29 protein-coding genes are annotated in these 23097 nt (G+C 28.9%); 28 read left to right on the plus strand and 1 reads right to left on the minus strand.

The window, feature by feature from the left end; translation table 11 throughout:
• The first annotated feature begins 46 nt into the window (after positions 1-46).
• The 5 genes from JOC70_RS00350 to JOC70_RS00370 all read left to right on the plus strand — a co-directional run bounded on the left by JOC70_RS00350 (position 47) and on the right by JOC70_RS00370 (position 5690).
• Positions 47-661 carry a TetR/AcrR family transcriptional regulator gene (locus JOC70_RS00350; protein ID WP_204596945.1) on the plus strand — a complete coding sequence of 205 codons (615 nt, stop codon included), beginning with the start codon at positions 47-49 and terminating at the stop codon, positions 659-661.
• Positions 658-3282 carry a phosphoenolpyruvate synthase gene (gene ppsA, locus JOC70_RS00355; RefSeq protein WP_204596946.1) on the plus strand — a complete coding sequence of 875 codons (2625 nt, stop codon included), beginning with the start codon at positions 658-660 and terminating at the stop codon, positions 3280-3282. The genes JOC70_RS00350 and ppsA overlap by 4 nt, the downstream gene beginning before the upstream one ends.
• Positions 3283-3379: 97 nt before the next feature.
• Positions 3380-3637, plus strand: coding sequence for an MFS transporter (locus JOC70_RS00360; RefSeq protein WP_204596947.1), 258 nt, complete (start codon positions 3380-3382; stop codon positions 3635-3637).
• A gap of 237 nt (positions 3638-3874) precedes the next feature.
• Entirely contained in the window at positions 3875-4441 is a 567-nt protein-coding gene (locus JOC70_RS00365; RefSeq protein ID WP_204596948.1) for a TetR/AcrR family transcriptional regulator, read from the plus strand.
• A gap of 28 nt (positions 4442-4469) precedes the next feature.
• Entirely contained in the window at positions 4470-5690 is a 1221-nt protein-coding gene (locus JOC70_RS00370) for a chloride channel protein (protein ID WP_204596949.1), read from the plus strand.
• Between the two features lie 66 nt (positions 5691-5756).
• On the opposite strand, the gene JOC70_RS00375 is transcribed toward JOC70_RS00370, so the two are convergent.
• Positions 5757-6320, minus strand: coding sequence for a GNAT family N-acetyltransferase (locus JOC70_RS00375; protein ID WP_204596950.1), 564 nt, complete (start codon positions 6318-6320; stop codon positions 5757-5759).
• A 620-nt stretch (positions 6321-6940) separates the two neighbouring features.
• Between JOC70_RS00375 and JOC70_RS00380 the strand changes: the two genes are divergently transcribed.
• The 23 genes from JOC70_RS00380 to JOC70_RS00490 all read left to right on the plus strand — a co-directional run bounded on the left by JOC70_RS00380 (position 6941) and on the right by JOC70_RS00490 (position 23073).
• Positions 6941-7813: a cell division protein gene (locus JOC70_RS00380; protein ID WP_204596951.1), complete on the plus strand. Its 873-nt coding sequence runs from the start codon at positions 6941-6943 to the stop codon at positions 7811-7813.
• Positions 7814-8254: 441 nt separating this feature from the next.
• Positions 8255-8575, plus strand: a complete 321-nt coding sequence (locus tag JOC70_RS00385; protein WP_204596952.1) for a hypothetical protein — start codon at positions 8255-8257, stop codon at positions 8573-8575.
• A gap of 81 nt (positions 8576-8656) precedes the next feature.
• Positions 8657-9064: a DUF7674 family protein gene (locus JOC70_RS00390; RefSeq protein ID WP_204596953.1), complete on the plus strand. Its 408-nt coding sequence runs from the start codon at positions 8657-8659 to the stop codon at positions 9062-9064.
• Between the two features lie 130 nt (positions 9065-9194).
• Positions 9195-9536 (plus strand): hypothetical protein, encoded by a 342-nt coding sequence (locus JOC70_RS00395; RefSeq protein WP_204596954.1) that lies wholly within the window; start codon positions 9195-9197, stop codon positions 9534-9536.
• A 508-nt stretch (positions 9537-10044) separates the two neighbouring features.
• Positions 10045-10362 carry a hypothetical protein gene (locus JOC70_RS00400; RefSeq protein WP_204596955.1) on the plus strand — a complete coding sequence of 106 codons (318 nt, stop codon included), beginning with the start codon at positions 10045-10047 and terminating at the stop codon, positions 10360-10362.
• Between the two features lie 142 nt (positions 10363-10504).
• The gene (locus JOC70_RS00405) at positions 10505-10876 is read left to right on the plus strand and encodes a hypothetical protein (protein ID WP_204596956.1); all 372 of its coding nucleotides are present in this window, start codon (positions 10505-10507) and stop codon (positions 10874-10876) included.
• A 30-nt stretch (positions 10877-10906) separates the two neighbouring features.
• Positions 10907-11416: a hypothetical protein gene (locus JOC70_RS00410; RefSeq protein WP_204596957.1), complete on the plus strand. Its 510-nt coding sequence runs from the start codon at positions 10907-10909 to the stop codon at positions 11414-11416.
• A 29-nt stretch (positions 11417-11445) separates the two neighbouring features.
• Complete coding sequence (locus tag JOC70_RS00415; protein ID WP_204596958.1) at positions 11446-11682, plus strand: hypothetical protein; 237 nt, start codon at positions 11446-11448, stop codon at positions 11680-11682.
• Positions 11683-11989: 307 nt separating this feature from the next.
• Positions 11990-12310, plus strand: coding sequence for a hypothetical protein (locus JOC70_RS00420; RefSeq protein WP_204596959.1), 321 nt, complete (start codon positions 11990-11992; stop codon positions 12308-12310).
• A gap of 110 nt (positions 12311-12420) precedes the next feature.
• Positions 12421-12678 (plus strand): hypothetical protein, encoded by a 258-nt coding sequence (locus JOC70_RS00425; protein WP_204596960.1) that lies wholly within the window; start codon positions 12421-12423, stop codon positions 12676-12678.
• Positions 12679-12835: 157 nt separating this feature from the next.
• Positions 12836-13141, plus strand: coding sequence for a hypothetical protein (locus JOC70_RS00430; RefSeq protein ID WP_204596961.1), 306 nt, complete (start codon positions 12836-12838; stop codon positions 13139-13141).
• A 109-nt stretch (positions 13142-13250) separates the two neighbouring features.
• Entirely contained in the window at positions 13251-13538 is a 288-nt protein-coding gene (locus JOC70_RS00435) for a DUF2695 domain-containing protein (RefSeq protein WP_204596962.1), read from the plus strand.
• A gap of 1181 nt (positions 13539-14719) precedes the next feature.
• Positions 14720-15508 carry a hypothetical protein gene (locus tag JOC70_RS00440; RefSeq protein ID WP_204596963.1) on the plus strand — a complete coding sequence of 263 codons (789 nt, stop codon included), beginning with the start codon at positions 14720-14722 and terminating at the stop codon, positions 15506-15508.
• 87 nt (positions 15509-15595) lie between these two features.
• On the plus strand, positions 15596-16069 hold the full coding sequence (locus JOC70_RS00445; protein WP_204596964.1) for an NUDIX hydrolase: 474 nt from the start codon (positions 15596-15598) through the stop codon (positions 16067-16069).
• 232 nt (positions 16070-16301) lie between these two features.
• A complete protein-coding gene (locus JOC70_RS00450) occupies positions 16302-16451 on the plus strand; it encodes a hypothetical protein (RefSeq protein ID WP_204596965.1) in 150 nt (49 codons plus the stop codon).
• A 102-nt stretch (positions 16452-16553) separates the two neighbouring features.
• The gene (locus tag JOC70_RS00455) at positions 16554-16874 is read left to right on the plus strand and encodes a hypothetical protein (RefSeq protein ID WP_204596966.1); all 321 of its coding nucleotides are present in this window, start codon (positions 16554-16556) and stop codon (positions 16872-16874) included.
• A 77-nt stretch (positions 16875-16951) separates the two neighbouring features.
• Complete coding sequence (locus JOC70_RS00460; RefSeq protein ID WP_204596967.1) at positions 16952-17617, plus strand: DUF3885 domain-containing protein; 666 nt, start codon at positions 16952-16954, stop codon at positions 17615-17617.
• A 709-nt stretch (positions 17618-18326) separates the two neighbouring features.
• Positions 18327-18998, plus strand: coding sequence for a DUF2625 family protein (locus JOC70_RS00465; protein WP_204596968.1), 672 nt, complete (start codon positions 18327-18329; stop codon positions 18996-18998).
• Between the two features lie 109 nt (positions 18999-19107).
• Entirely contained in the window at positions 19108-19545 is a 438-nt protein-coding gene (locus tag JOC70_RS00470; protein ID WP_204596969.1) for a WapI family immunity protein, read from the plus strand.
• A 2-nt stretch (positions 19546-19547) separates the two neighbouring features.
• On the plus strand, positions 19548-20504 hold the full coding sequence (locus JOC70_RS00475; RefSeq protein ID WP_204596970.1) for a hypothetical protein: 957 nt from the start codon (positions 19548-19550) through the stop codon (positions 20502-20504).
• Between the two features lie 1046 nt (positions 20505-21550).
• Complete coding sequence (locus tag JOC70_RS00480; protein ID WP_204596971.1) at positions 21551-21820, plus strand: hypothetical protein; 270 nt, start codon at positions 21551-21553, stop codon at positions 21818-21820.
• 99 nt (positions 21821-21919) lie between these two features.
• Positions 21920-22444 (plus strand): hypothetical protein, encoded by a 525-nt coding sequence (locus tag JOC70_RS00485; RefSeq protein WP_204596972.1) that lies wholly within the window; start codon positions 21920-21922, stop codon positions 22442-22444.
• An 89-nt stretch (positions 22445-22533) separates the two neighbouring features.
• The gene (locus JOC70_RS00490) at positions 22534-23073 is read left to right on the plus strand and encodes a nitroreductase family protein (protein WP_204596973.1); all 540 of its coding nucleotides are present in this window, start codon (positions 22534-22536) and stop codon (positions 23071-23073) included.
• Positions 23074-23097 lie beyond the last annotated feature (24 nt).

Genomic DNA, 23097 nt, shown 5'->3' on the forward strand with positions numbered 1-23097 from the left:
TATATCATAAACCGATTCGGTTTAAAAACTTTTAGAGGTGAAACTCATGGAGAAATTTTTTAATTTATCTGTAGATAAACAAAAGACAATTATAGATGCTGCACTTAAGTCCTTTGCCACCAATGGTTATAAGAAAACCTCAGTAAGCGATATAGCTTCAGCTGCGGGAATTTCCAAAGCCATGATATTTCATTACTTTGGTACAAAAAAAGCTTTATATCTTTATTTAATTGAGTTATGCGGTAACACTATTATGAATGAGATTGAAGAAAAATTTGATTATAAAGTAACTGATTTCTTTGAAAGGATTAGGATTTCAGCCAATATTAAAATTTCGGTTATGAAAAAACATCCTGCAATTCCAGCATTTTTGACAAGTATGTATTTTGAAGCTGACGAGGAGGTAAATGAAGATATAAAAACCATTTTATCAAAGAGTGAAGGCTTTAGAAGTAAAATTGCCTTTGATGGCATGGATTATTCCAAGTTTAAGGAAGGTATCGATCCAAAGCTGGTTATGAAAATGCTTGTTTGTCTCGCTGAGGGTTATATGAATCAAATATCAAACAGGAAAGAAGTTGATTACGAGGCTTTTTTCAAAGAGTTTGAGGAGTTTATAGACTTGCTTAGAAACAATTTTTATAAGGAGGAATATGTATGAATTCATATGTATTAGACTTTAAAGATATTGATAAATCAAAGCTTCAAGTTGTGGGAGGTAAGGGTGCCAATCTTGGGGAACTGTCCAAAATTCAGGGGATACGTGTTCCAGATGGCTTTTGCATAACTACTGAAGCATATAGGGAAATTGTTGAAAGCAGCTCAGAATTTAATGTTTTAATAGATAAATTATCACTTTTAAAGGCAGATGACAGGGTAGAAATCGGTAAGCTTAGCAAAAAAATTAGAGAGGTAATACAAGGAATAGCCATTTCAAAGGATATTGAGGAAGAAGTTATAAAGCATCTTTCAAAGCTTGGTGAAAAAAATGCCTATGCAGTACGTTCAAGTGCTACAGCAGAAGATTTACCGCTGGCTTCCTTTGCAGGTCAACAGGATACCTATCTAAACATTATAGGGAAAGAGGAGATACTTAAGCATATTAAAAAGTGCTGGGCATCACTATATACAGATAGAGCAGTAATTTACCGTATACAAAATAATTTTGACCACCGCAGGGTCTATCTATCTGTAGTAATACAGAAGATGATTTTCCCACAGGCTTCAGGAATAATGTTTACTGCAGATCCTATAACATCTAATAGAAAAGTTGTATCCATTGATACAAGTTTTGGACTTGGAGAAGCTCTTGTATCTGGTCTAGTGAATCCAGATATCTATAAAGTACGGGAAGGAAGAATAGTTGATAAAAAGATATCTAAGAAAAAGCTGGCAATTTATAAAGCTGAAAATGGAGGTACAGAGGAGAAAGAACTTGAAGATGCAAAGCAGGATACTCAGACTCTTTTAGATGATAGTATTTTACAGCTAGAGAGCATAGGCAGAAAGATTGAGGCATACTTTGGCTGTCCACAGGATATAGAATGGTGTCTATATGAAAATAATTTCTATATTGTTCAAAGCCGACCTATCACAACGCTATATCCTATATCGCCAGAAATTAATGATGGAAAGAATCATGTGTATATTTCCTTTGGGCATAGACAGATGATGACTGAAGCCATGAGACCACTGGGATTATCTTTCTTTCAAGATTTGTTTGAGCAGATGGTAAACTATAGGATGATTGAAATGGGTGGAAGGTTGTATATGGATGCATCCCGTGAAATTTCCTCACCCCTTAGAAGTAAGCTTTTTATTAAAGGTCTTGATACAGTAGATGTTTTAATGAAAAATGCACTTATTAACTTAATGAAACGAGAGGATTTTATTAAAAATCTTCATAAAGGAAAGACAGCTATGCCTTCAAAGGCAATGGGGATTAAATGGCTAAGGGATACCATAAAAGACTACAGAGCAAATGATCCAGGTATTGTTGAAAGACAGATGAATAGTAATAATGCTTTGATGATGGAAGTGGAGCAAAGCATTACTAAAGTTTCGGGGGATGAACTATTCCACTTCATTTTTAACAGTATGAATCAAATAAAAGATATTGTACTAGATAGCTATGGATTAGTTTTTGCAGGAGCTTATGCCTCTAACTGGATAAATAAAAATATTGAAAAGTGGTTAGGTGAAAAGAACGTAGCTGATATTTTAGCTCAATCTGTATCTAATAATGTGACATCTGAAATGGGACTTGAGCTTTTGGATGTTGCTGATGTGGTAAGGCAGTATCCAGAAGTAATTGAATATTTTCAAAATCCTAGAGAAGAGACTTTTTTTGAGGATTTGGTGAGTTTAGAAGGGGGCCTGGCTGTTAGTGATTCAATTAAGGCATTTCTTAAAAAATATGGTATGCGTTGTTCAGCTGAAATAGATATCACAAGGACTCGATGGAATGAAAATCCTACTATACTTATTCCAGCAATTCTTAGCAATATAAAAGTTTTTGCTCCAAATGCACACAGTGCTAAATTTGAGCAGGGACTTAAGGAAGCAAAGAAAAAAGAGCAGGAAATTTTAAGCAGGCTTGAGAGGCTGCCTGGTGGAAAAGGAAAAGCTAAGAAGGCAAAGAAAGTAATCAGCGTTTTACGTAATTATATTGGTTACCGTGAATTCAACAAGTACACTTTGATATGGTATGAATGGATTATAAAAGAGGCACTTATGAAAGAAGCCGACATCTTGGTTGATAAGAGAATTATACAAAATAGAGAGGATATATATTATCTAACTTTTGATGAACTTAAGGATGTTATTAAAACAAATTGGTTAGATTACAATATAATAACCAAGAGAAAAAAAGAATATGAAATTTTCGAAAAGCTTACACCTCCTCGTGTTATAACCTCCGATGGAGAAATTATAACTGGTGAGTATAATACAGATAAAATACCTGAAGGTGCCTTAGCTGGAGTACCTGTTTCATCGGGTGTTGTTGAAGGGCGTGCAAGGATTGTTTTAAAGATGGAGGATGCCAATATAGAAGAAGGAGATATTTTGGTCACAACATTTACTGACCCTAGCTGGACTCCATTATTTGTATCAATTAAAGGTTTGGTTACTGAAGTAGGAGGTATGATGACCCATGGAGCCGTTGTTGCAAGAGAATACGGCCTGCCTGCAGTGGTAAGTGTTGAAAATGCTACAAAGCTAATAAAAGATGGACAGAGAATAAGAATTAATGGAAAAGAAGGATATGTAGAACTTCTATGAAGAATATGAATTTTATACTGTTTAGTTCCCACACAGCTTATTTGTACTAGGGAAAGGCAGTATTTTATACTTTTACTTACTGTCAGGGACTCTTGGCATGATAAGCATAGCCATTATGTTTATCAATGTTCCTATACAGACCTTCATACAAAAATCAACGCCAAACGAATATATGTCTAGGATGTTTTCAATTGTTGGAATGATTACCAAGGGCGGCATGCCTTTAGGGGCATTGGTGTATGGAATTGTTCTAAACAAAGCTCTTGTGCATTGGACGGTAATGACTTCTGCCTTATTAATGCTGATTGTTTTAGTTGTATTTCCAGTATCAGTGTTGAAGAATCATGAACTTTAATTAAAGATATATTATTCATTACGAGTTTATACACTTGTAAATGCAAAAGTATAAAAAATATAATTAAATAGTCGTAGTAAAAAACAACCCTAGGGATATATTCTCTAGGGTTGTTTTTATTTCATTTAAATAGGATATGGAAATACAAAATTAATTTACAAATAGAGAAGAAGATAATATAATAATACTATAATTTAAATGAACAATGGTTCATAATAAAAATGGACGGTGATGTTTATGCCAAAGATAATAAAAGATGTTGAGAAAAATATCAGGAATTGTGCAGCGGAATTATTTATTAGTCTTAGCTATATTAATGTTGATATGCGAATGATATCTAAAGAATCTGGGGTAGCTGTTGGAACCTTATATAATTACTATGAAAATAAGAAGCAGCTTTATCTAAGCATACTTAAAGAAAGCTGGGAAAATACATTTAATAAGCTTGATGCTGTAAATAAGCTTAATATTTCTTCAGAAGAAAAGCTTAAAAGGTTTATAAATACGCTTTATGAAGATATTGAAGCAAGAAATGGCTTAGGAAAAGTCTTGATAAATACTTCAATAGATGAGTTGAAAGATGATAAAGAAATTATTGATTTAAAAAATAGTTTACTTTTAAGAGTAGAAGATCTTTTTAAATACATTGATAAGGTAGAGAGAGTTAGTAAATGCTCAAAGATTAATACTAGGTTAGCACAATCTCTATTAGCATCAATGCTAATAATGTTGGAATTTCATCCAAATGATAAAGAAGACAATATAGATTTCTTAGTTGAATTTATTAGTTTAGCTATAAAATAAAAATAGAAAAAAATGTTATATAAGGGTGGTGGATATTATTAAATCTATTATAAAAAATATTATATTTTTTGGGTTTATTATTGGTATAGTCATTGGTGCCTTTTGCTCAGCATTTATGTCTTTTGTAAATTTATCAAGTAATTTTCTGTGGCATGAGCTGACTCATATTATAAAAGTAAGTAATTTTACTATTACTATAATTTTATGCATACTTGGAGGAATAATAATAGGTCTTTGCCAAAAATATTTAGGTCCTTATCCAAAAGAAATGGATGAAATACTTCATGAATACAAGCTTACAAAAACTATTGACTATAAACCTTTACCCAAATATATTATATGTGCTTTTTTACCCCTAATTTTTGGAGGCAGTATAGGGCCTGAAGCTGGTATTTTTGGAATGGTAGCTATGCTTTCAACTTTTTTAAGCGAAAAAATTAAAAATTTAATATATAAAGCACAGCCTATTTCGAAAAAATTATTAAATTATGTTACCTATAGTTGTACCACTTTATCTGCTTACTTTACTATAAAATTTTTAAATAATTTAACACATAAAGAAAGTTTTATTTTTAAATTAAGTAAAAATCATATTTCTAGTAAAGAGTTAATGTTTTTTATACCTATTTTAATTATTGCAATAATAATAGGTATATCTTTTAACTATATGGGTGATTTAATAAAATACATTTGTAAAAAAACTAAAATAAGTTTAAATCCATTTATAGCGGCGATAATTGGCGGGGGGATTTTGGCAGCTTTAGGGGCTTATTTTCCTCTTACACTTTTTTCTGGTGAACATGCTTTAAGAGAAATCGTTAATAACTTTGATGAATTGGGGGCTGCATATCTATTATTTATTGCATTTTTAAAGATATTAGCTACTAAAATATCTATTAATTTTCGATGGGTTGGGGGACAGATATTCCCTACAATATTTGCCTCGTTTTGTATAGCATTTGCTGTTAGTGATATATTGAAAATTGATCCAACCTATAGTATAGCTATTATTGCAGCTGGGGTAATTACAGTAGTGCTTAGAAAGCCTATTATAGCTGTAGTTTTAATAGGTATCTTCCTGCCTGTGGCGTATTGGATTTTTGCGATAATATCATCCTTTTCAATAAATTTTATAATTGATAAATTTAAATATAAAATTTTAAATAAATACTTGCAGCATATATTAATTAAGCTGAAAAGCATGCGATGCAAAGATATAACTTCAAAAAACACCCCTCAGAGTTCTTAGCTCTAAGGGGTGATATGCTCGCCTTAAGGTATAAAAAATATAAGCTTTATTAGAAAGGGGATTATATCATAAATCTGATCTTAGGAATGAATATAAATCTAAATCAACAACACCTTTTCCTGTCCAAATTGCTCCCTGCCTTATGGTTCCTTCTTTTGTAAAACCATTTCTTTCTAACACATTTTTTGATTTTATATTATCTGGCATAACATAGGCTTGTACTCTATTTACACCAACAGTATTAAACAAATAATCAAGTAATACCTTTACTGTTTTAGTAGCGATACCTTTTCCGAAGTAATCTTCATTTAAAGTATATCCAATGGTTACCATGTTTATTTTTGCATCAAAATCAAATATTTCAGCAACTCCAACAATTTTACTTAAATCTTCATTTAAACAAATTCCAAGAAAGATTGTTTTTCTCTTGTTAAAATCTCTTTCAAAATGGGAAATCATATTTTCAACAGTAGATTTATTCTTTTTGGGTTCTGATGGTCTATATTTGAACAAGTTTTTGTTACTATATATAGAGTAAAGATCATCCAAATCTGATTTTTCTATTTTTCTTAGTGAAATCTCACTTGTTTTAATAAGTGGAAATTCTGAAAATAAACTATTCTCGCTCATAGTACCTCCATATAATTATTTTTTATTGCTGCTTATATTAAATAGTCATTCAAGTATATAAATCCTCTTTTATGATTTATATGAAAATTATAACATATTTTGTATATTACTGTATCAGTATTTTCTAGAGCATATAAAGTTTAAGAGGGAAATTTTAAATATAATAAAAGTATAGATATGAAAGAATATAATTGGTATAAAATGCTTGTAGTATTTAGAAACAGCTGTTTGTATAATTGTAATATATTCCATAATTTTGTTTAAAATTTTTAGAATATAAGACAAGCTATTATTTATTAATATCAAAACCGCAATACTTAAATAACTGTAATTATTTCTGCAATTGTTTGATTTGGTTTTGGAGCATTTAGGGGACGGGTTAGTAGAGAACAAGCTCAGGAATAGAGGGTAAATGCCGTCTCAAGTAAAATTACCATTTTCTTATGGTGAGAAGTATGAGTGATTTATTATAAAAGGATATTAGGTATCAAAATGTTTTTAAGAATTTTATTAAGGATAGCAAATGGAGAATATTAGTACGAGATTTTATTTTGCTGTTTTACGTTAGTAAAATATATTGAAATTAGAAGTTTTTAATTATGATTTAAAGGAGCAGAAAGTTGGTAAAATCAAGAATAACAAATTTTATCCCATTAATATTTACAATACCTTCAATATCTATTGGTGTAATAACAATGTATTACAATAAAGTTCCAGCTTTTATCTGGGCACAAAACATTGCTTGCTTAGTTATAATAGGGATGATTTCATATTTTTTAGTTTCGAATAAATTTAACATTAGAGGAAGTAAATTTTACTATGGTTCTATATTAATATCACTTATATTTATAATATTAACGCTTATCATGTCTGGTATAGCAGGGGTTCATAGATGGGTATCTATAGGTATAATTAAGTTTAATGCTTCAATGATAGTATTACCAATTATAATAATAGCGTCATGGAAATTACTACATGTAAAATCATTATGGATTACTACAGTTACAACAATTACGATATCTGTTTTACTGACAATTCAACCTGATGCTTCTCAACTAACTGGTTTTGCTATTCCAATGATGGTTATGTTAGTTAGTAGGACTGATAAAAAGAGTCTTCGTTTAATTATGGTGGTGGTACTATCCACTTTAATTATAATTTCATGGGTATTCTTAGATAGCCTACCTGCAGTAGCCTATGTGGAAGGAATATTGGGGTTACTAAAAAATGTTGGATTAGTATGGTTTATATTAGGACTTATTTCTCTTATAATGTTACCAGTACCCTTTATATTTTTTTCACCAAAGAACCTTAAATTACCTTCAATATGTTTAGGCTTATATTTTATGATAATTTTAATTTCTACATTATTTGGTAACTTTCCAGTTCCGTTAATGGGCTATGGGATTTCGCCAATTATAGGATATTTTATATCAATATCTTGGTATACAAGAGCAAAAATTACTGAACAATATTCTTATGAAGTGTCATAACAATAAAAAGATGTAATATTAGTTGAAATAAGAATCTGTGGATTAACACAAGAAACGTTTATTTATTTTATAGATACTTACGGTCAGCAGTTTAAGGTTATTGAATTTTGGGGATGTTCGTTAATCTCAGATTTAACTAAACTTGAACAACTTTCAAATATTGAATATTTAATATTCTTTGGAAATAAACGAGCCACACATCTTTGGAATTTATCAAGAAATATAAAATTAAAATGATATTACACCACTATCAAAAATAAGCAGCCTAAAAAAATTAGAATTTCCACCTAACTTATTTACGACTGAAGAAGTTGCTTGGCTAACTGCAAATACTAAAAACATAAATTCATTAGTAGTTTTCCTATATTGAGACACAAAAGTAGATTACTGTGTAACATCAGTATTAAGCGGCGAATAGGAGCACTAGAGGAGGTATATATTATGAAAATTGACAAGTATAGTTGGCAGTTCAATCTTGATGTGCAGAAAACTCAATTAATGTATAGGAATAGGTTAAAGTTGATAATTGATGCTCATAAGCAATTGCCTGAATTAGTGAATTTCTTAAATGAATTGGGAATAGATATTGAAAAACCAGATAGATATCATCCAGATTTCTCTGATGTTGTATATACATTTATAGGAAGTGCAAAATCAGAAACTAATTATGAGATTGATATGTATGGAAAGGAACAGTTTATATCTATTGTAGTATATAATAAAAATAGTTCAGTAATGTTAGAAGTGTTTGGAATGAAATGACTTTAAGCAAAAATAATTAACCTTCTTCTTATATGGCAGAATCAAAATATTTTGTACTAACTACTTGGGAGGAAAAAAATTATGGTGAAAAGAAACGAGGTAATGAATCTTTTAGTAAATGTATGCCCATCGTTTAATGAGAAATGGAAAGAACATTTAGAGGATATTTGGGATAGGGAAAGCAACCTGATTTTGTATACTGACTTCGCAGAGTTTGCAAGGCATTTAACATCGTTAGCTGCAAGTGAAAGTTTTCAAGAGCTTGAAGCAGTTTTTAATGAAATTGAGTATTTGTTGCAACAAGGTGATCCATTTGTACAAGAGGCAGTTATGGTAGGCTTACTCGAAGACTTTCAAAATGGACTTCTAAACATTGGTTATGAGATTAACTTGATAGAAAAGTATTTTAAGCCAGAAACGAAAAAATACTGGACAAGTTTAACTAAGTTTTGGAATGGTGAGATACCATATATTGATAACAATCAATGAGTTGTTTCGCAGTATTTTATGTCGCAAAAGTGGTTTGTGTTGAAGTAATTTAAAGAGAATTAAAAATGTATCTGTTTTGTGACAATTCTTTTGTGCTTTAGAAATTATGAATTCAGGAGATTAAAAACAAATGGTTAAAGATAATAATGAATCAGAAATAGTTAAGGGATTTAAGGAGGTTTTAAAGCCAAAACCGTATGGAGCAATTTGGAACACAATTATATGTTCCGGTCCACCATTAAACCTTATCTTTAGATATTATTTAGAAAGAGATATTAAAAATCCAACTGTTGTAATAATTCTTACAGTAATAGCTATGATATGGACTATTATTAATTGGTATTGGTATATGAAGGAAAGAAATGATTTTAAAAAGAATTGGCAAAAGATTTCAGTGGAATTGGAGACCTTAGATTATAACGAGAAACCTTCAAAAGATTACATTGATATAATTTTAATGGTTTCCAAATAACAGCAATAGCTTCGCTGGTAGCGGTCTTTATTTTTGGTGCTATTGCATTATTTTCTAAACTTTCATGCTTTAAATATTTTGCGTTATTTTCCTTAATAATATTTCTTTTAACAGCTATAGGAATAATAATTATTAGTATTATTTCATTTTTTAGCATTCTTAAAGATTTAAAGAAGGAGGGAAGATTAAAGAATGTATTAAAAAGATTTTTTCTAATCTTTATTCTATTATTTATTATACAAATGATTTTTATTTTTATAATCTACAAAAACCTAGATTGGTTTGGATGTCTTTTACATTCTTTAATGATGACAATTCTGATTATTATATATACAGAAGTTGCTATTATATACAAAGAGATAAAGAAAGAGTATTCAATGAATACTTCACCAGATGAAAGCGATAGCAGGTAAACTGACTGGTGCAATTAATAACTCTTCCTCATATTGAGTTACGATAGTAGAACATGATAAATTAATGGAATGCAAAAAACAAAGGGGGATATGCATTGAAAGAGGTTATCTTAATTCTCTCTATATTTTTTTCTTTGGCTTTGATGATGTATTTAGGATCAATCGCAGAAAAAAATATATATTTAATTAAAAGAATAGTTGCTGTTGAATCTAAGATATCACTATTGTTAGTAATTTGCATGTGGATTTATTATAGTTTTGCAACTGGAATATGGATTTCGAGAGATGATTATTTATTTAAATTTTTAATTCTTATATTCGCTTATAACATTTTTGTTTTTTTAGTTGGCTTGATTAATGATAGGAAGATAGTAAAGTTAGGTTATATAAGCATTCCAAGAAGCGGAGGATAAGGAGGAGATTATCATTCATGTAAAAACGTTCTCGAAGTTAAGGAAGTATTGTCCTTTTAAATACATGACACTCCAGAAACCTAATAAAAATACTAGTTATTATTTAAAGGTAAATAATTTACAAGAAGCAGTGATGATAGGATTGTCTAAATATAATAGGGAAACTTGTGAAGTCTTCTATATAAAAAAGTGGAGAAATGATTATTTAGTATTCTTTAAATATAGAAATAATTTATTATTGGGGAATGTAACTAAAGACAAAAATAGATGGCATTGGGCTCAAATTGGAGAAGGCTATAACATGTCTAATGATGATGAAGTAGATGCAAATTTAAGAGGAAGTAGTATATTAACTTTAAGTGGAGAAGTATTAAAATTAGTTGTAATAATAGTATTTAATCCAAAGGAATTTGTAAACGTATGGAGTAGTTATCTTGAGTTTGAAATAATTAAAATTGGAGGAGAAGAAATTCATTTGTCCATTACAGACCTAAATAAGCATATTGAAATTTGATTATACTTAGTTTGCTATATTGAAGAAAAAATGATTAAATTTCTAATATCTTTATTTTGCGATATAGTAGTAATAAATTACGAAATAAACATGGTTTATACTGTAGCGTGTTTTTTTACAAAGGGAGTGATTAAAATAAAAGAAAATGATGAGAATTTGGATTTGTTTAAAATAGAGCAAGAAGGAAGCAAATTCAGGAATCTTATTTCAGATTATAGGACAGATATTTTTCAACGTTATTTTGGGGCAAAAGGTGGAAAAGCTCTATTATTTGGGGTAATTGTTGTTTGCTTAGGAAGAGGTTTAATTGGAAGGTTTATGTTTCAACAATCATTTTTATATTCTTTCTTTTATCCGTTAATTATAATCGGAATTATTTCAACAATATATCTAACATTAAAACTCGTAAGCTTTGAGAGTACTAAAGCAGCACATATTTTAAGTGGAATTCTGCTCATTTTTTGCTGTACTTTTTTGGCATTAATTTTTCTACTTTTGGTTATTTTGATTTTAAATAAATTTTTTCATTTCTGGTTTTAAGTTTTATAAGGGTAAGGAGTGATGCAGATATGGATATTTTAAAAGATATAAATAAGTTCCTTAATACTTTAGAGGAAAGCCAAATATTTTACCGTTTAAATAAGATTAGACCTGAGAGCATTTTAGTTGAAGTTGCAGTCCCAGGACAAAGATGGGAAATCGAATTTTTAGATGATGGTACTATTATGATAGAAAAGTTTATTAATGATGGTGTAGTTTATGATGAGAAAGAGTTAGAAGTGTTAATTAATGAATTCTCGGATTAAATAATATTTTTGCTGAGATTCTAACAAGATATTAGTACGTAATCATAAATTATTGTTCATCACACAGAAGAAAGAGGGATAAAACTGATACTTTATTTTTTTTGTACAGATAAAATATTAGACTGTGCAAAAAAGTATAATTTATCGAATTTCAGATTTAGTCCTGTTGAAACTGCTAATGATTTTAAGGGCATAAAGTATTTAAAGTAATTATGTATAAGATGATTTGTAATCCTCTTAATAAAATGTATAAACAGTATTGTTATTCACTATAGATTTTAATTTGCTTTAGTAAAGGAGATAGTTCATGAGTGTTTCAAACGAATGTAAGTATGGAGACAATATTTATATCATAGAAAATTTTGTTGAACCAGTTATAGATATTAATGGATTAATGAGTATTGATAAATCTTATGAGTATAGAGTCGGAGATAAAGTAACTTTCCTCGATTGGTACTATAAAAGTGTTGAAGGTAATGGATATACATTTATAAAGTTTAAAGATACAAATGGAAGAACCTGTACAGCAGTAGAAACTTACTTTGCAACAGAATATGTTTGGAATGGCTTGAAAAGATATTTTAAACTATACTTTAATAATACACTGCCAGATTCCAAACATAGTTAATGTACATTTTCTTGTCTTGGAATGCAAGAGTTAAACATAAGAAATATATATTATGCAAGTATTAAGCTTTGCTTATAATGCAAAAGAATTCTATGGAGGTTATTAGACATATGAACATAGCGATAAAATTAAAAATGCTTTTACATAAAGTATTTTGGATTGATAAATTTGAAGGGAAAAGTAAGCTCTTTACTTTTGCTGGAAAGTTTTTTATGTATGGTTACATTGTAACAATCCTACTAAGCCTAATAGCAGTTGTTTCAAGCTTTGATTTAAGTAATTTAATGTTTCTTCTTATTAGCATTTTATTTTTCCCAATTATGTACCGTATTGTCATGGGAGTACAACGATATATTCATAAAATTTAAATGAAGCAATGTTTATGTAATAAATAAAAATATGAATTAAACTTATCAAGAAGAAGGTGAGACTATATATAGTAATAGTGAACAAGTTAACAAAGGTAGAAAAATCGTTTTATTAATTATTGTAATTAATAATCTATATTATTGGACAAGTTTCTTTATGGGTTTGAATATACACAATACACAAGTACTACTAAAACAAATTTTTGCAATAGCAGCTGTGGTGATAATCTCACTTTTATTTTATAAGGGGTTCAAGGCTGGTGAATGGCTTACATTTTTACTCTTAATACATCCAGTTATGGAGATTATTTTTTATCCACTTTATTCTATTGGTATTTTACAATTATATGACGGTTGGGTAATGCTAATAATTATAATAGCAATAGCAATTATTGGAGGAAATCTCATAGCAGGCCCAAATAGTATTGATGAGTTTATGAAGCATCAAAGAAGCAGAAATTAATTAGTTTTATAAAATTGTTAATGTAGTGGTTAATAATAAATCTATGATATTTAAACAGTTGTAATATATGACGAATTAGAGATTAGTAATATGACAGGAGGAAGAATTCATGGATAAAAATAAAAAGAAAGAATTGAAACAAAAGTATGATGAAGAGCAGAAGATGACTTTCGTTGCCACTCTTCCATTTAGTTCTATGTTATTTGAGAGTTTATTTGACTATCTTGATGAAATATTAGGAGAGCATGGATGTGATGATACTTTGAAATATACAATAAAATTTTTAGAAGATAATGAGTTACCAATTGATGAATCATTAAATTGGCTGCGAGATAATGGTGTTTTTTGCGACTGTGAGGTATTAGCCAATATAGAAGATAAAATATCAGAGATATAAGACAGTTAATATGCACTCTTCTTATAGGGCATATTGTTGTTTTTGGACAAAAATAGTTTTTTATAATAATGATGTAAAATTAATTAATACAAGAAGGGTGTGAAATATGCTGCGTGAACTTAATGATGTATACAAAATAATATTGCTAGGTATATTGTGCCTATGGGTTTCAATTTCGATATTTGAAGAAAGGTTTCAAAAGTATTTAAATAATTGGATTGTTTCTATAGTTATGGTCGTTGTTATACTTATATTCATTTTGTCACTATATGATATATTGATAAATAATAATGGTAGCTATATTGACGCATTCTTTTATATATTGGGTATAGTAAGTTCTATTAGGTATTTATTAAAATCAGCAAGTAGAAAATATTAATTTACTATCATTTGGAGGCATAGTTACAGAAGTGGAAGGACATAAGAAATATATTACAATTCAAATGGAGGATAAAAATGATTGAGTGAATTTTATCAAAGCTAGTAAAGCTAATTACTTATATACTACTTATTATTATTTTATTAGTAGGTTGCCTTATACTGCCTCCAACATTTAATTTGTTAACTGATTATATAAAGTCTGCTTTAAATGCGAGAGGGTTAAAATGGATTTATGATTTAATGATACTTTCACTTTTTACATACCTGTTTCCGTATAAAATATATAGATGGTATAAAGATAAGAAAAATAATTAGAAATTTAACAAAGTGGAGGGTTCTTACATGATTATTCAATGGATACCGTTGTTAATTACTATATGTTTCTTGGCATTTTCATATTATAAACGATATTCCCTTAAGACAAGACTATTTTATTTAGGTGTGCTCTTTATAGTATCATTAATTTTGACACTTCCTATATTTGGCTTTTCAATTCTCACACTTTTAGGCGTGTTTTTAATTGAGAGGATATGGATCTTATTGGCGGCTGTATTATTTATCGAAACAGCGGTAAACAAAAAAAGTAGAATATCAAGAATTATTTTAGGAGTTATTTCCTTTGTTATATATCTTTATCTCCGCACTATTATTTAAAAGTTAAATAACAGTAATTAAAGACGAATTAAGAAAAGTCAAAATGACTTTTAAAAAATAAGTATATTTTCAACACTATTTCAAAATATAGCTTTGTATTATATCAATATACTTTTATTTTAGAATTTTTAAAGGAAGGACAACAAATGAAAATATTAAAAGTGATAGGCATTGGTATCGCTTATTTTATAGGAACAATTATATTTGCAACAATATTGGCACTTGGAACAATATTTACTTACTTTCCACTACAGATATTTTTATTTGGTAGGGGAGACTATTTACTTTTCATATCCAATAATTCAAATATGATACCTGTTTTTATGATAATGACTTTAATCATATATGCAGTAATTAAAATAAAAGAAAAGTTATTCAAAAGGAAAGAAGTACAGGCAGAGCTAATAGAAGAAGCTGAACCTGTAGATACTGACACACTTAGTAAAAAAGAGCAGACTATTATTAGTCTACTAAATAAGCTTATAACATTTGATAATATTATTTCAAAGGTATTCAAAGTAATAAAAGTTTGCTACATACCAGTTTTATTGATAGCCTTATACTACGGAATGACTAGTTATGCAATTTTGTACAGTGACAGCATAAAGTTAAGCTCACCAATAAAACCAGCTGGTACAATTTATAAATACAGTGATATAAAAAGAGTTGATGTTGGGGTAGAAAAAGAAAATAGAAATTCCTACTCTCCATACTATACTGTAACATTTTCTGATAAAAAGTCAGTAAATCTTTTTGGAGGAAGTATGCATGAGGATAAGGATAGAGGCTTTGAGTATATATTAATTGACTTAGACAAGAAGTTAAAAACACAAGGAGTTAATAAAACTGTAAACAAAACAAACTTTGATAATTATGCTAAAGGCCTGAATAAGAGCTTCATAAGCAGAGTAAATCAGTTATTTAATAATAAATAGATACTTTATGTGGCAATTTTCTTATATTGTTTAATAACAGTAATTTAATGTGGATCAAATTACTTTGGATAAAAAGGAGGAGAACATATGGACATTACCTTCTATAACAACGACAGTACTGTTTTTAATTATAGAACATGTGGGGTTATATCTGACGGCAAAAGAATATTATTGAATAGAAGAGAAGATGATGATTTTTGGGCGCTTGTTGGTGGTAGGGTACAAATGCTAGAGCCATCAGACTGTGCAATAAAACGAGAAATTAAGGAAGAATTAGGCGAGACTATTTATATAAATAGACTACTATGGATGGTAGAAAATTTCTTTAAATTTGGAGATAAACAGTATCATGAGATTTCAACAATATACCTTGTGAATCTTGAAAAGGAATCAAGGTTACTGAATCAGAAGCATTCATTTAATGGAGTAGAAGATAAGAAGCTAATATACAAATGGTTTAGTTTTGATGAATTAAATAGATTAGATATAAGACCAAGTTTCTTAAAGGAAAAGCTAATATCCTTACCCAATAAGCCAAATCACATAATAAATAAGGATTAATAAGAAAAATTTTGAATTCCTCATGAATCGCAAATATGTAGAATATGAACAACTACAATATAATGGTCATTAATAAGATAAAAGAATATATCGGATGAACATTGAGAAATAACGGGCAGCGGTAAATTATTTAGATAAAGAATTATAAATAAGTACGACCTTATTAATTAAAATCTGGATATTTCAAGAAGTAATAATAAGTACAAGTATTGAAATAGGGGAGTGGTGGAGTATGATATTAGGTATTGCTCTTGCAATATCTTCAATTATAGGCATAATCTATGGAATAATTAACAAAAATAAGCCTTTAGGAATAGCTTCAGTAATCATATTGACTATGATTATTGCTATATGGGTGTATTTTTATAATAACCCTTATTAAATTTTACGTTTTCCACATACCAAACTGCAATTGAAGCATTTATGAAGGATATGGAGGATGATTTAGTGATAGAACAAATTAAGGATAGTATAGGAGGATTATATGTTTGATAACAAATGGAAGGTTTGGATAGAATCAGAGGAATGGGCTAGAGGTAAATGTGATATAAATAATGATAATACAGATGTGATAGTAGAATTTCATAATGGTACAAGATGGATCGCTTCATTTTTTACATACAGCAATATAAGTAAACTTGTAGAAAAAAACAGAAGAACAGGAGAATATTTGAGAGGAAAGTATTTTTGGTCAAGTAATATGGTCCTTGTAGATGAAATTAGCAGGAAAAGGATAGAGGAAGTTATAAACTATCTAATCAACGAAGACGAATTTGAATCCATCTTTAATAATTGTTTTGATTAATAATTAGATTATAATCTTTTTAGATGTGATTTTATAAGAGCTTAATATAAATGTTTTGTAAATGGAGTTATTAAAACATGGGTAATTCAAAGGAGATAGAAAACTATCTTCAAAATAATTTTCAAAATTTGCAGTTATGCATGCCTCTATTTTATAACTGGACGACTGGAATTAGGTTTGAAATAGGCTGCCCAGATATGGATTTTGAGGATAAGCAATATTATAAGTTTGCTTTTATCCGTTCAAAGATGATATTTGATGAAATGTTTTCTGATGATACTAACATATATATTGTAATTAATGAACATAAAGATATAGGAGTGTCCGTTGGAGAGGCAGAAGGAATAAATATTTATAAAAAATATCTTAATAATAAAGGCAGGTATAAGGAAGTTGAAATTCAACAGATACCTTATTGTTATCAAGAAGATGGTGATGAAGTATATCTTAAAACTTTTAGATACTATTTGTCATGCAAAATTAGCGATTTTAATTATAATCTGCTGCTAAAAACAATTGTAAATCAAATGAGGTTTGGTGTATTCGGATATAATCAGTATAATGAAATCTTTTTTATAAATATAGATAAAAATATAATATATCATTTATACAGCGATGAGGGACTATATGTTATTGCAAAGGAAAAGGGTTCACTAAATAATATATATGAAAAGTATAACAGATGGATATTAGATTTCGATAGAGAAAAAATTTCTCAAACTTTTAGTAGTGGACAAAAGTAAAACTAGTATACGGATTTTAACTAATAACAGGTGATAGTAAGTAAGAATTATGGTATCTCATCGATTACCTGTAAAATTTTAAAATATATAAATGAATTTGGAGGAAAAATGAATTTTTTTGCGTTTTTTATAATTTCTGCTGTTTTTTATATTGTCTTTAGTTGGATAATTAAAAAGACTGATATCTGTAATAAAATATTTAGCAAATATCGAAAACACAAATATACCAGAACTATTTTAATCATAATGCTATTTTTCTTTATGTTTTCCCTTGAGTATGGTAAACAATTGCTGAAAGAAAGGTATGGACAACACAGTTACATAAGTATTATAGTAGGCGCATTTTTAATTTCAATGTACATGAACTTTGTGCCGTACATATTTATAAGAAATAAACAGTAATGTTATTTTAATTTTAGCACAGCACTTACTCTTATCATACTAGGGAAAATATTAACTATAACTAAAAAGAGTAAAAATGATAGCAGTATTCCAAAGGATATCGGAATTATTATAGGGCTTTTGATTGTATTAATATCAAGGGTTCTAAGATAAATATAAAGTCTTTTGTTTTGATTGAAACCTTGGCTTGTGGGGATATGTAATAGCTAAAGATATAAAAATTACTATTAACGCAAAATGATTAATGTATTTATAAATTATTTTAAGTTACTACGAAACATATTAGTTTGTTTTAGGAGATATAAATATGACTAAAAAAACATTACAGGAACTGGTCTGTGAAAGTGAGAAAACATGGGAACTTTTGCAATCTTGGTTTAAGGCGAGTCTTGTTAATTATGAAATTCTTAATACTTCTAAAGAAGAATCTGAAAAGACTCTTTATAATTTACAAGTAACAACTAGATCAACATTAGGAGCAATAACCTATAAAACAGGTGGTATTTTGATAGACTACGGCTGGCTAAAAATACTTGGGGCAGGAAATGAAAAGATTTTCGGGGATTTGCTTTATTGGAATTGCATGAAAAGCTCATATATCATTAGAACTATCAGAAATTCAATGATTGTAGCGTATGACATTATTGGAGGATTTTTTTCTATAAATGGCGGAGCATTTGAAGGTGAAATAGGTAATATCTTTTATTTACCTCCTGATACTTTGGAGTGGGAAGACATGACGATGGGATATACCGATTTTATTAGATGGATTTTAGCTGATAACCTAAAAACATTCTATGAAGGTTTAAGATGGGATGACTGGACAAAAGATATTACAAAAATTCCTTGTGATAAGGGCTTAAATTTCTATCCTCCTTTATGGTCAGAACAGGGTTCTATTTCTTTAAGTAGTAGAAGAATAGTTTCTATAACAGAACAATGGGAGTCAAATCTTGAATTTATAGAAAAGTTTAAATAAACTATTTCAAAAATGGTTCAATAAATTCTAATACACAATCCTCTTATACTGAGATGTAAGAATACATTTGATGAAACCAGTATAATGGAAGATTTGAGAGGTGATAAGTTTGAAGACATACTCTATTGTTACAGGAAACCCATATGAACAGCTAATTATTAGTAATATTAGAGTTTCCTACGATGATTTCAATAACGGAAATCCTTATAATACGACTTTTAAGGTTAAGGTGATTTCTGAAAATTTTGCAGGTACTGCTGAATTTGAATACAATATTAAAGATTTTATTTTTTTTATTAAGGAAATAAGAGAGTTATATAATTTTAAATTAAACAAAGTTGAATTATATGATATTGGTTATGGTTCTAATATACAATTTTATTTAGATAAAACAGGTCATATAACAATATTAGGAACAATATACGGAGATTCAATGGAGCATAGTTTAACTTTTACATTTTCCACAGATCAAACTTCAATTGAAGTATTTTGTAGTTCTCTTTATAAGGATTTTATTACTGAAAATACATATAAATTAGGAGGATAAACTTGAGCTGTACTATATTTTATAAGGGAAAGTTAAAGAGTGAATACAATTTTAAGGATATGGTTTCTATTGTTCAAAAACACGCCAAAATTCTTGAGTGTATATTGCATATAAAAGAAAACGTAGTGGAAATCAGGTTTTATGATGAAAAGAGTGAGCCTCTAATTTTAGCTTTTGAAGATAATAAAATAGATGGATTTTGTAAGTGGAATGGAGATAACGAAGAAGAATACTACAAAATACTTAATATGTTTATAGAACTAAAACAATTATTTAAGTCCTATAGGATAGGGGATGATTTTGGTATATGGAATAATTATTCTGTTCAAAACAAATCATGTAAAATAGTAAAGCGCTGTATATGTACAGACCAAGAACAAAAACTCCTGCAGCGCATTATTGATAATTCACAAAAAGAATATTCAGATATTGAAATAAAATTATTAAATATTATGTACAAGCATGGAGAGGTAATCCCGTTTAGCAAAAACATTTGCCTTCTAATAGTACAAGATTTCATAGAATTATTCGATATAAAATCCTTGTCATCTGAAAAGCGTAGTGAAATTATCAAAGTAGCAAATGAAATTAGTGGGTTCAATAACTACTTATATTTTACAGAAGAAAATTTTACAGTTGAGTTTATTTATATGGTTATAGCTATTTGGATAAATTATTGTCTATCCTATAAGAATAAAGGCGTTGTAAGGGATTTATCAAATGAAATTAGAGGACTAGAAAGCAGTAAACTAGCTGCATTATTTGGAATTACCTCAAATTTTCTAAATTGCCATAGTGGTATTATTAACTCAAAGCATGCGGAAATAGATAAATTTATAGCAAAATCTATTTCACACAATAATCACTTTGCGTTATCCCAATTGGGAGCTGATGTAGAACTTGAACTGTTGATTTCAGTACTCTACTACTTGGGATTCAAATATGACGTAAGATTATAAGCATAAGCAGATTTAAGATATGCTATAGAATTTACAATCCTCATATCTTGAAATATAGAAAGCAAGATATGATTTATAAACGCTGAAGGAGTTTATAAAGTTTAAACTATTTACTAAAGAAGAAAGTAGGCAAAATATGTGGGACAATATAAAAAAATATATGTATATTGTATTGATAATATGGACTGTAATGGTATTATTTATTGTTTATAAGAATATAGAATTTCCTTTTGTTTTTCAATTCGTAGTGGGCTATGTAATATGTCTGCTATTGGTAGGATTATATTTTATAGTCACTGCATTTTTAAATATCAGAAAATCCAAATGGAGTACAATAAAAAAAGTGTTTATAAAATTTATTATTGGATCATTTACTTTATGGTTTTTAAATATTTTATTTATTTACTTAACTAAAGGTGAATTAAGAATAATGGATAAGATTTTTAGCTCTGTAATTCTTTCTTTTGCCTTCACTTTTAGAGAATTGGGAGTTGAAAAAAATAACGATTAACACAATATGATAATTTATTCGTAATATTAAAATTTTGCTATGTAATAGCAATTTATGTTACCAAACTTTATATAAAAGGAGCATTTGATAGAAAGGAGTAGGTTAACATTAGTACTAACAGATTAAGTTACGTATTGTATATAATTGCTTCATTGTTGGTATTTATCCCCATAGCCATAGTTCTTGTTACGGAAACTGGTTTCAGTTCCTTTGTTAGCAAAATGCTTATTAGCACAGCACTTACTCTTATCATACTAGGAAAAATATTAACTGTAATTAAAAAGAGTAAAGATGATAGCAGTATTCCAAAGGATATTGGAATTATTATAGGGCTTTTGATTACATTAATATCAAGGGTTTTAAGATAAATATAAAGTCTTTTGTTTTAATTCAAGCCTTTAAAGAACTTTGGAGGTTAAACACTGAATATAGTGAGAAATTCAGATGAGTTATTAACTATAAACAGTTTGCATTTTTTAATGATAAACAATTGTATTATAATGCGAGGTTTTAAGTTTATGGGAGGAATTAATTAATGAATAATGAAAAGTTCATCCGTAGATGGGAAAAAACTAAACAAAAGGGCGAGGAGGTATATATACTCACTCGTGGGATTGGAATGGGTGCAGGAATGTTCATAGGGTCTGTAATTAGTAGATTAATTAGTAAAACTCCTTTTGATTTCTACATGCATTTTGGATACTTTATAGGGGGATTTATAGGTGGAATAATTGGAGCAATTATAAGCTGGCCGAAGAATGAAAAAAGATATAATGAGTTAGTGAATAATAATTTGAAAAAATAATGATTTTATATTTCTCATTCTTCTTATATAATCTATTCATCATAAAATTATGATATTAAAACAACTGCAGAATAATACTTATAAATTAGGAGAAGTTTTATGAATAATTCTCAATTTACTATTGATATAGTAGATTTATATTGGATAAATGGAGAAAAGGATAATCCAGAAGATTTATGTCTTCACGGAAAAGTCAATGTAAAAATAGGTAATGAAGTAGTTGCTGATAATTATCCTTGTACGGTTAGTTCAACAGCACTATATTTATTAAAATCTATAAAAGAAAACCATGTAATGGGAAAAAGTTCTAATCAAATGTTACCTTGCTGTGGTCATTTTATTATAGCAAGTGATCATGACGATACCGTTGAAATATGCGGCTGTCCTAGTGGAGTTGATTGGTCTGTTTTACATATAGATGGGGGTGTAAAGTTGGTTACAGAAAATGCTAATGAGGTTACCATTAATCTTAATGACTATATTAAAACAGTATCCAACTTTGTTAATAAAGTAGAGGAGTTTTATAAGAAGAGTGAGGCAAAAAATATTCCAGCTGATGACTTTGATCGAGATGGATACATCAAGTTTTGGAAAGAATGGAATAATCGAAGGAACTCTCAATGAGGTTTGAGAACATAGTTGTATGCACAAAATAGTAAATTATTACGTATTAATTCTAAATGTTTATAAATTAATGGGGGGAATGTAACGATATGATTAGAGAAATTAAAATGCGTAGAAGTATAAGAAATTATAATAATAAATCAGTTGAAGATGAGAAGATACTACAATTACTGGAAAGTGCCAGACTTGCTCCGTCTGGTAGTAACACACAACCTTGGCATTTCATTGTAGTAAAATCAGAGTTAACTAAACAAAAATTAGCTAAAGCATCCCATAACCAAAAATGGATGCTTTCTGCGCCGGTTTTTATTGTATGCGTGGCAGATATACGTTGCAGAATAGAAGGAACTGTAGATGTGATATTAAATGAAAATAGCCCACAGGAAGAACTTAAACAGATACTCAGAGACACATCTATATCCATGGAACATATATTACTTGAAGCTGAGAATTTAGGATTAGGTACTTGTTGGGTTGCATGGTTTACCCAAGATGAAATCAGACCAATTTTGAATATACCTACTGACAAATATGTAGTTGGTATTATCACCCTTGGTTATGCAAATGAGGCACCAAAAGCTCGTCCACGAAAAAATCTCAAAGAAATAATACATTATGAAACTTGGTAATAGTTAACGTATTAAGTCGTAATC

It is taken from the genome of Clostridium pascui (genome assembly GCF_016908015.1).
Lineage (GTDB): Bacteria > Bacillota > Clostridia > Clostridiales > Clostridiaceae > Clostridium_AK > Clostridium_AK pascui.